The following is a 10,108-nucleotide window of genomic DNA, read 5'->3' on the forward strand; positions in this document are numbered from 1 at the left end:
CTAGCTACATGTTATGCCCGAACACAAAATTTCTGACAGTCTCGTGTCCTGGGCGAGCAGACCCCTTCCAGCCCTGAGGCGTGCTACCCGCGCCACGTCAAACTCGGCACAGCCAATGAGTAAACACAGAAGACACTCCCGGCACCTAAAGAAGAGCTGACCCATACCCAGATTCAAGTAACGGTCTCCCTGAGAAAGCTCAAGGCATCCTTGAAAATATGGTGCCATCTGTCAGACGGCTCACTCATCAGCGGATGCCAGAAGAATCTGAAATCGTGTCCTCCATCATCCTCTGCAAAATGCACCCAGCTATCGGGAAGGTCTTGAGCCACCTCACATTCATGAAATGCCCAGATATGTCCCGTTATGGTGGAGTGCCACTCACCCAGGTTTCGCTTTGCTGTCGCTTGAATCCCGGCCTCCTCCATTAACTCCCGCACAGCAGCCGCGCAAGTTGACTCGCCTGGTTCCACACTGCCCTTCACCAATTGCAGGCCCGCCAACGGATGCTCAAATGCCAGAATCTCCAGCACTCCCCGGTCTCGCAGAACCACAGCACACGCTTTATCCGCCGTCATGCAGTTACACCCTGGCCTTTTCAATTGCCCCTTGAACCCGGTTGAAGAGCATAGGGATTATGAAGCTCGACTTCGTACCTGCAAATCGCCAGACAGCACGGACATGATCAAAGCCCCAACATCAAACCACTCAGACGTTTGACCTTGCGGCGCAGAGCCTCCTCGAAGATGCCCTGGCGCGGTTCGATCAGGCTGAACCAGTGCTTGGCGCGGGTGATGCCGGTGTAGATGAGCTCCTTGGTCAGTACAGGGTTGAGCGCTTCGGGCAGGATCAGGGCGGTGTGGGCGAATTCCGAGCCTTGGGATTTGTGTACGGTCATGGCGTACACGGTCTCGACCTCGTTGAGGCGGCTGGGCAGGACGAAGCGTACGCCATCGCTGCCGTCGTTGCGCGGGAACGCGACACGTAGCACTTGCTTGCCGTCGCCGTCGCGCTCGGGCAGGCGTAAGGTGATGCCAATGTCGCCGTTCATCAAGCCCAGGCCATAGTCGTTATGGGTCATCAACACCGGGCGGCCTTCGTACCATTGCTGTTCGCTTTCAATCAGCTTCGCGTTGAACAGCGCATGAGTGATGCGCTGGTTCAGGCCTTCCACGCCCCACGGGCCTTTGCGTACAGCGCACAGCAGTTGGAAGGCGTCGAAGGCGCTGAGCACCAAGCGCGCCCATCGAGTCCAGCAATGGTCGTCGAGGGCCGAATCATCGGCGGGCCGCCCGGCGGCAAGTACGTTGAGGTAATGGCGGTAACCCTGCGGACCTTGCTCGCCTCTGCCAAGCCCGTCGAGCACAAGGCGTTCGAACTTCAGATCCTGTTCGCCCTTCAACGCCAGGGCAAACAGGTCGTCGTGACTGCCCGCCGCAAGCAGCGCGCGGGCCTGTTGGTCCTGCTGCTGGTTGACCAGTCGGGCCAACTGGCCGATACCGCTGCCTTGGCCAAAACGACGCGAATGGCGCAGCATCACCACTTGCTGGGCCAATGGATGGTGCTGCGCATCGCCTTGGCGCAAGGCACCTTTGCTGAGGTCTTCGCCGCTGACAGCTTCAAGCCAGGCCTGAGTTTCAGGGCTGTAAAAACCTTCTTCGGCGTCGCGACACAAATCGCCCAGAACGGCACCCGCCTCAACGGAGGCCAACTGGTCCTTGTCGCCGAGCAGCACCATGCGCGCATGCGGCGGTAATGCGTCGAGCAGATTGGCCATCATTTCCAGGTCGATCATGGATGCTTCATCAACCACCAGCACGTCCAGTGGCAGTAAGTTGCCTGCGTGATGGCGGAAGTGCCGGGTACCGGGGCGACTGCCAAGCAGGCGGTGGACGGTGGTGACTTCGCTGGGGATTTTCTGCCGTACGTCGTCGCTGACGTCCAGGCTCTGCACCTGCTGGCTGATGGACTCGGTCAGTCGGGCCGCCGCCTTGCCGGTAGGTGCCGCCAGACGGATACGCAGCGGTTGGCCATTCTGTACCGCCGGGGCCTGCAACAAGGCCAGCAGGCGCACCACCGTGGTGGTTTTGCCGGTGCCGGGGCCGCCGGTGATGATGCTGAAGCCCTTGCGGGTCGCCAGTGCGCAGGCAAGTTTCTGCCAGTCGATGACAGCTTGTGACGAAGAATTGGCCGGGCCGAACAATGCGTCGAGCTGCTGCGGCAGATCCTCCGGCGACGTTTCACGCTGTGCCAGGCGCTGACGCAAGGCTGCAGCGATACGTCGTTCGTAAGTCCAGTAGCGACGCAGGTACAGACGCCGCTCGGCCAGCACCAGCGGTTTTTGTCGCGCTTCGGCACTTGAATCGCCCACCTCGGCAACCAGCATGCTGCCGGCCAGCGCCTGGCACCAGGCGGCGCCATCCAGTGCTGCCAGCAGTTGTGAGGGCAGCAGCATCGGCGCGCTCTGCTGATCGCCTTCGGGTGGCAGTGACAGGGCGAAGTCCGGTTCTTTGAGGGTCTCGTAGAGGTCAAGGCAGACGTGACCGTGGCCGAGCTGATGGCTGGTAAGCGCCGCAGCCACCAGCACCAACGGATCGGCGTGCGGATCGAGGTCACTGAGGAACGCGACGAACGCTTTGTCCAGAGCACGCAACCAGCCGCGCTCGACCCAACGTTCGAGCAGGATCAGCAGATCGCTGACACGCGTCAGCGGGCTCAACTCAGCGAGGCTGATGTCGTCCAGCGCGGTAGGCAACAGATCATCGAACGAGCGGCTCATGCCAATGCTCCCGGCAGGTCATGCGCTATCGGTTTGCCCTGAAACAGCAGGTCCAGACTCTCGATCAGTTCACGTGGCGGACGTGTAAAATACGCTCCCTGAGAGGCCGAACGACTGCCGCGCAGAAACAGGTAAAGCGCGCCGCCCATGTGCTGGTCGTAATCATAGTCGGCCATCCGTGCCTTGAGCTGACGATGCAACGCCAGCAGGTACAGGACGTATTGCAGGTCGTAGCGGTTGTCGAGAATGGCGGTTTCCATCGCCAGTTCGGTGTACGCAGTGTCGTCGGTGCCCAGCCAGTTGGACTTGTAGTCAGCCACGTAATACCGGCCTTCGTGTTCGAACGTCAGGTCGATAAAGCCTTTGAACATGCCGTTGAGCGAGACCGTCTCGGTCGCAGCACGCGGCGCGTTGTCGTGGGTGAAGCGGCGTACCAGGGCATCCATCTGCGCCACATTGACGTTGTTGCTGGCGAACCAGAACTCCATCTCTATGCGGTACTGATTGGGCTGATTCAGCTCACCCAGCGCGACCGGCGTGGCATCCGGCGACAGACGCAACGGTATGTTCAGCATCTGCTGTAGCCAATCGCTCAGCGTGTCGATCCAGCCCGCCCAGCCGCGACGGCTGCAGCGACGTGCAACGGCGTCTCTCAGCAGTTCAGGCGTGTGCGCCGTTAGCGCAAAACCTTCGTTGCCAGCCCATTCGAGCAGTCCATGCAGAAAGGTGCCGGGATTGGGGCCACGCGGAAAGCGGTGGATATCGCCGCCGCTGGTCAAAATGTCACGCGGCGCTTCAGGGTCCAGGCGCTCGTCGTCGAACAGCTTCTGTGCCTGCGGGCTGTCAGGCGATTCATCGGCACCGGTGGTTACGGTGTCGCCGATACGCAGGGCGCTGTAGGAGGCGATCCACCAGTTCTCGGCAGCGCGACGTTTGGGTACCAGCAGTTTGACCAGCGCGGCTTCGTTGCGAGGCGCACTGAAGCGTTCGTCAGTGGGCTCGGGAACAGGCTGCAAGGCAATCGCATCACAGCCTTGCGCGAGATCACGCAGCCAGACTTTCAGCTCTGCCGACTCGGCCAGCGCCACACCGCCACCCAGCAAATAACCCAACGCCGAACGGTGCAGCATCGAGTTGCTGGCATTGCTGCGTTTGAGGTCGGCAACGCCCAGCCAGCAAGCGTGTTCGGAACGGGTAAGCGCCACGTAGAGCAAGCGCAGGTCTTCGGCCAGACGTTCGTCATCGGCTTGCTGAATCAGCGCTTCGGTGGGTTGCAGGCTGATCTGCGAGTTGCCGTCGGCGTCATGAAACTGCAGTGGCAGGCGACTGCCGTCCACGGGTTTCGAGGAGCAAATGAATGGCAGGAACACCAGCGGATATTGCAGGCCCTTGGACTTGTGGATGGTCACCACCTTGACCAGTTGCTCGTCGCTTTCCAGACGCAAAATCTGTTCTTCGCCAGCCTGACCGGACAGTGCCAGGTGGTCGCCCAGATGCCGAATCAGCGCCTGTTCGCCGTCCAGTTCGGCGGCGGCCTGCTGCAGCAGTTCAGACAAGTGCAACAGGTTGGTCAGTACTCGCTCACCGTCGGTGCGCGTCATCAATGTCTGCGGCAGGGCGAAGTCGTGCAGCAGGCGGCGCAGCATTGGCAGGACGCCCTGGCTGCGCCACACGGCACGATAGCCACGGAACTGCATGACGCGCCGTTCCCACGCCAGCTCGTCCTGATTCAGACGCTCCAACTCGGCCAGTGGCAGGTCAAGCGTGATACATGCCAGTGCGGCACGCAGCGTACGTTCTGAATCGGGCTCGGCACAGGCTTTGAGCCAGGACAGAAGGTCGTGGGCCTCCTGAGCGGCGAACACTGAGTCCTTGTCCGACAGATAAACACTGCGCACGCCACGCGCGCTGAGTTGCTGACGCACCGCCTGCGCTTCCTTTCCATCGCGGACCAGAATCGCAATGTCGGTCGGACGCAGCCCGCGCAGCGGTTTATCAAGCATGGCGAAACCGGCACGGCCCTGTTGACCGGCGTTGAGCAGGCGCACGATCTCGCTGGCGCAACTGGCCGCCAACTGTTGGCGATAAATAACCCCGGACACCGGCTGTTCGCTTTCAAGATGCCAGACCGTCAGTGCAGTCAGTGGCGCGCCGTCGACTTCCAGGGTCTCTTTGCGCCCTTGGGCCAGCGCATCGGAGAACGGCACCTGATTGCCTTGATCATCACGAAACAGGAACGCTCCGCGACCTTGCGTACGTTGCTCTGCGCGCGTGAAGACATGGTTGACCGACGCGACCATTGCATGGCTGGAGCGGTAGTTGGTGTCCAGCGTGTGCCAACGGCCATCGGTGGCCTGCCGGGCGCGCAGGTACGTATAGATATCGGCACCGCGAAACGCATAGATCGCCTGCTTGGGGTCGCCGATCAGGAACAGCCCGGTCTGCTCGTCGTTACCTTCAAGGCGATAGATGCTGTCGAAGATCCGGTACTGCACCGGGTCGGTGTCCTGAAACTCATCGATCAACGCTACCGGAAACTGCTCACGAATCAGGGTGGCCAGACGTTCGCCGCCAGCGCTGTGCAGGGCGGCATCGAGCCTGAGCAGCATGTCGTCAAACCCCATCTCGGCGCGACGCCGCTTCTCTTCTTCAAAGCGGGCACTTACCCACTGCGCCGCATGCTGCAACACCGCGGCATCCGGCTTGGGCAGGCTGTCCAGCGCAGCTTTCAGCTGTGCCATGGCCTCGAAAGCAGGATGTGAAGGCGGATCACTTTTCCAGGCTTCGGCAACACCTTCCGGGGTCAGGCGAGTGAAACCGGTTCCCAGGTCCAGCGTTTCCTGTGTGTCGTCAGCGGCCCATGCAGCAAGCTTTTCAAACCAGGGCTTGAAGTAGCGCTCCTGCATCTTGCGGCCATCGACCACTTTGCGGGCTACGGCGTCCTGACAGAGCGCATACAGCTCTTCAGCCCAGGCGGCCCAAGGCGCTTTCAGGGCAGCGAGCGCTGCTCGGCGCTCCTGCAATGACGCCTCGATCAGTTCGGCGGGCTCTTGAGTGAGCGGGCTGCGATCACGACCAAACAAACCTCGCACACGCGGCAACAACGCCGCCGGACCGCTCAGATTTTCCCGCACCCAGGTCAACGCGTCGCCGCTCATGGGGTAGCAGAAGCGGCGCCAGTAGTCGCGCAGCACTTCACCGAGCAAATCGCTGTGGTCGGTTTCCAGGGTTTGGGTGAACAGGCTGCCGCTGTCAAATGCGTGTTCGCGCAACATGCGCTGGCACCAGCTGTGGATCGTCGAGACGGCGGCTTCGTCCATCCACTGTGCGGCGATGTCCAAACGGCTGGCACAGGCCGGCCACTGCTCGGCCTCGAACTGCTCACGCAACTCGGCAATCAAACCGTCAGGTGCGGCAATCTCGTCACGAAAGAACCGTGCTGCTTCCGCCAGCCGGGTACGAATCCTGTCACGCAGCTCCTTGGTAGCGGCGTCGGTAAAGGTCACCACGAGGATCTGCGGCGGCAGCAATTCACGACCAAAACCTGACCGTTCGGTGCCGTGGCCAAGCACCAGACGCAAGTACAGGGCGGAGATGGTGAAGGTCTTGCCGGTCCCGGCGCTGGCCTCGATCAACTGGCTGCCGCGTAGTGGAAAGCGCAGTGCCAGAGGAAGGGATTGTTCGTTCATGCGCCACGCTCTCCGCCAGACAGCGACTGCCAGGGTGCATCGTAAACCGGTTTGTAGAGTGTCTCGCACCAGCCTGCAAATTCTTCACTGTCGACCAGCGCGTCAAAGTCCGGAAACTGTCGGGCCAGCGCGGTGCTTTCGCGGCGCTCACCATCAGTGGTCTGCCCGTCACCCTCGTAGGCCTTGCGGGCTGCTGCTTCGGCTTTGTCGGCGGGCTGGCCCAGCCAGGCAAATGCGGTTTTGACGGCGACTGGTAAAGGCTCTTGCATGCCGCGTAGCCAAGCCATAAGCAAGTGATTCAGCGTGGTAATGGCCGCGTCCTTGTCCAACGGTTCGAGCATGAGGGTTTCGTCACTGGCGACCAGTGCCGTGTGCAACGGCAGCTCGCAGGCGCAGGCAACCAGGTGATTGACCCACGGCCGAATCAGCCGGTGCCATTTGCGAGTCTTTTTCGAGCCGATGCTGTTGGGAATCGCCGTGACCAGCAACAGCTCACCACGAGCGTTACGGTGCAGCCCGCCAAGCCAGCCATCGATACTCACACTGCCATGGCTGAAACTGATCGGTAATGCGCTGCTCAACGCTTCGGGCCAGAGGGTCAACAGGTCGTGGTAACGCTTGAGGACGTCTGGCAACGGCTCGATCAGCTCGCTCTGCATCAAGGTGCCGAACCCCGCGAGCGGCAGCAGGCCACTGGCTTGCAGTTTCAGTGCCTGGGCTTTCAGGGCGACATCCATATCGTCAGGGGAAGCCATCGCTGCGCTGAGCAGGCTTTCACTGAGGCCGTAACGCTCAAGCGCGTCGAGCACGAACGGTTCCTCATCGGCGAGCGGCGCTTCGGCGACTTCGAAATAGATCTTCAGGCGCTGGCTGAAGAAATGCTTCACCGGGTTTCTCAGGAAGTCCTGTAACTGTGCAATGGACAGGGGTTCTTCCTGCTCATGGGGGGGAAGCGCTTGAGGTACGGGCACCTGAAGGTCGGTTTCATGCAGCAGGCGCCACTCGCGGGCGAAGCTGAAATACCCCGTGCCTGCATGGAAGTAACTGGCACTGAAAGGCTGCAGCGGATGATCCACAGTCAACGCTTTCAGTAAGCGCTCACCATCGTCCTGCTTGCCGTCCGGGTCGGTCTCGCCAGCCAGCTTCCAGCCACTGGCCAGGTGATCGCGCAATTGGCCAATCAGCACCGATGCAGGACGCTCGCTGTTGTCCCGAATGCTGTGGCCAACCCAGCTGATATAGAGCTGGTCTCTGGCCGAGAGCAGCGCTTCCAGCAACAGGTAACGATCGTCTTCACGCCGCGAACGGTCGCCGGGACGGTAGTCGCTGCCCATCAGGTCGAAATCCAGCGGCGGTTGCGCGCGCGGGTAATCGCCGTCGTTCATGCCCAGCAGGCAGACCACTTTGAATGGAATGGCGCGCATGGGCATCAGGGTGCAGAAGTTGACCGAGCCCGCCAGAAAGCGTTGGGACAGGCGCCCCTGATCAAGCCCGGCCAGCCAGGCCTCACGCACAACGGTCAACGGCAGCTCATCGGTCAGCCTTACAGCTTCACAGGTTTCCAGCCAGTTTTCGCGCAGTGTTTCAAGCTGAGCGAGCAGGTAATCGTCGTGTTCGCTGTCGGCGAGGAAGAACAACTGCAACAGCGATTGCAGGCGCGTTCCCCACGCGTACGGAGTTGCGGGTGTCGATAATTCCGTATGGGCCACCTGAAGCGCGTCAATCAGCGCTACCAGTGGGCCGATCAATGCGGCATCAAGCCCGCCAATCTCATCGTACGGCTCAATGCCGTCGTAAGCGTCACCTGCACCCACGGCGTAACCCAGCAGCATGCGCCGCAGACCAAAATGCCAGCTGTTCTGCTCCAGCGCATCCGGCAACCCCAGACCGGCACGCTGCTGTGCATTGAGGCCCCAGCGAATGCCGGCGCCTTCTATCCAGCGGTGCAGCGTTGGCAGATCGCGCTCCTGAATCCTGAATCGCGCGCGCAAGGCAGGAACATCGAGCAGGTCAAGGATTTCGCTGACCGGGAAGCGGCTGTCCGGGAGTTTGAGGAGGTGTTCAACGGCAATCAGCAAGGGTTCGCGGCCACGTTGCCCTTGGTCGGCCAGCGTAAAGGGAATGAAGCGACGATCTTCGCGTTCGATTTGCCCGAATACCGCTCGTATGTGTGGGGCGTAGCTGTCGATATCCGGGACCATGACAATCACGTCACGCGGGCGCAGGCCCGGGTCTTTGCTGAACCGTGCCAATAGCTGGTCATGCAGCACTTCCACTTCGCGCTGCGCACTGTGCGCAACATGGAAACGGACCGAGCGATCTTCCAGCGGATCGACTGCCGGCCAGAGCTCACGGGTTTCATCCAGCGGGCGTAGCTCGAGAATATCGTCCTGCAACTGATTCAGCAGATTGGTGGGCTCGACTTCACTGAACAGATCAATCCGCTCATCCTTGAACGAAGAGCGGTAGCTGCGCGGATCATCATGGCTGTCCAGCAAATTGATGTAATCGCGACCCTGCTTGCCCCAGGCAGCGAGCAGCGGGTGAGCATGCTGATGCAGCGCTTGCGGGTCGAGGACCAGCGGCATTCCGGTCTTGCGCGCCTGGCGTTTGTACTGGTGACGCAGCAGGTCCTTGTCGGCGACGATATCAGCCCAGTGATGGCGACACGGGTTGTGAACGCAGAGCAGAACCTGGCTGAACTTCGCCAGGCCCGCCAATGCCTCGAGCGCTTGTGCGGGCAACGAGGAAATGCCAAAAACGATGACGCGTGCCGGCAAACCCGGAGGCGCTTCGGTCATGTTGCCGATGCGCTCGATGAAACGCTGATGCACGCCCGCGCGGCTCTGCGACATCCCTTCAGCCCCGACGTCGTCCAGCAACGCACGCCACAGTTCGGCTTGCCAGCAATTGGCGGCTGACAGCGGTCTGGCCTGGCCTCGCCCATCGCGCAATTGATGGCGGCCAGCGGCCCAGTCCTCCAGCCAGTCGGCGCGGTAAACCTGATATTGGTCGAACAGATCTGACAGGCGCTCGGACAATTGATAGCGCTTGCGTAGATCAGTGTCGTCGTTCAGGAAACGCTGCAGGGGCTCAAAGTGTGGCTGATTGATGAGTTCAGGGAGCAAGCGCATCAAGCGCCAGGTCAGCGGGGTCTTGTCGAGCAAGGAAGTCGACGGTATTTCATCGCTTCCGAGAACCATACGGTACAGCGTCCACATGAAGCTACCGGGCAATTGGACGTCTATGGCTGCGGCAATGCCACAGCCACCGCTATCTTCATCCTGAGCGTCCTCGGCCAACGCCAGTTTCAACCACTGCGCAATGCCGTTGCTCTGGACCAGCGCAATCTCGTTTTCCAAGGGTGCCAATGGATAACGTCGCATCCACGACACAACCAGACTGCGCAGCTCATCCGGGCGGTTGCCTTGAACCACCATGAAACCTGCACTCAGAGAGGTTGTAACGGACATGCTTGCTTCCTTGACCGGTGCGTAGAACCTGATGCGGAACCATAAGGGCAAGCGCGCTGGATTGCCATAAGCATGTTGGTCTGAATGACTGCCGGAGAGGTATGGTTATGAGTTCAGGAGAATGCAGAGGTTTGTGGAACCCCAGAAAAACAAAAACCCTCAACGCG

Annotated in this window: 4 protein-coding genes; all 4 read right to left on the bottom strand. The window is 60.8% G+C overall.

Features of this window, described 5'->3' with window-relative positions; all coding sequences use genetic code 11:
- Positions 1 to 173: 173 nt before the first annotated feature.
- The 4 genes from ALO64_RS22865 to recC all read right to left on the bottom strand — a co-directional run bounded on the left by ALO64_RS22865 (position 174) and on the right by recC (position 9,941).
- Positions 174 to 578, bottom strand: a complete 405-nt coding sequence (locus ALO64_RS22865; protein WP_031598108.1) for an NUDIX hydrolase — start codon at positions 576 to 578, stop codon at positions 174 to 176.
- A 107-nt stretch (positions 579 to 685) separates the two neighbouring features.
- Positions 686 to 2,779, bottom strand: a complete 2,094-nt coding sequence (gene recD, locus ALO64_RS22870) for an exodeoxyribonuclease V subunit alpha (RefSeq protein ID WP_002555205.1) — start codon at positions 2,777 to 2,779, stop codon at positions 686 to 688.
- On the bottom strand, positions 2,776 to 6,468 hold the full coding sequence (gene recB, locus ALO64_RS22875; RefSeq protein ID WP_044345197.1) for an exodeoxyribonuclease V subunit beta: 3,693 nt from the start codon (positions 6,466 to 6,468) through the stop codon (positions 2,776 to 2,778). Before recB ends, recD begins: the two co-directional genes overlap by 4 nt.
- The gene (recC, locus tag ALO64_RS22880) at positions 6,465 to 9,941 is read right to left on the bottom strand and encodes an exodeoxyribonuclease V subunit gamma (RefSeq protein WP_044345196.1); all 3,477 of its coding nucleotides are present in this window, start codon (positions 9,939 to 9,941) and stop codon (positions 6,465 to 6,467) included. Before recC ends, recB begins: the two co-directional genes overlap by 4 nt.
- Positions 9,942 to 10,108: the final 167 nt, after the last annotated feature.

This window comes from Pseudomonas meliae (assembly GCF_001400515.1).
GTDB lineage: Bacteria > Pseudomonadota > Gammaproteobacteria > Pseudomonadales > Pseudomonadaceae > Aquipseudomonas > Aquipseudomonas amygdali.

Excerpts from the sequence above, each read along its gene's own strand:
- recC (WP_044345196.1), bottom strand. The coding sequence starts at position 9,941 with ATGTCCGTTACAACCTCTCTGAGTGCAGGTTTCATGGTGGTTCAAGGC.
- recD (WP_002555205.1), bottom strand. The coding sequence starts at position 2,779 with ATGAGCCGCTCGTTCGATGATCTGTTGCCTACCGCGCTGGACGACATC.
- ALO64_RS22865 (WP_031598108.1), bottom strand. The coding sequence starts at position 578 with ATGACGGCGGATAAAGCGTGTGCTGTGGTTCTGCGAGACCGGGGAGTG.
- recB (WP_044345197.1), bottom strand. The coding sequence starts at position 6,468 with ATGAACGAACAATCCCTTCCTCTGGCACTGCGCTTTCCACTACGCGGC.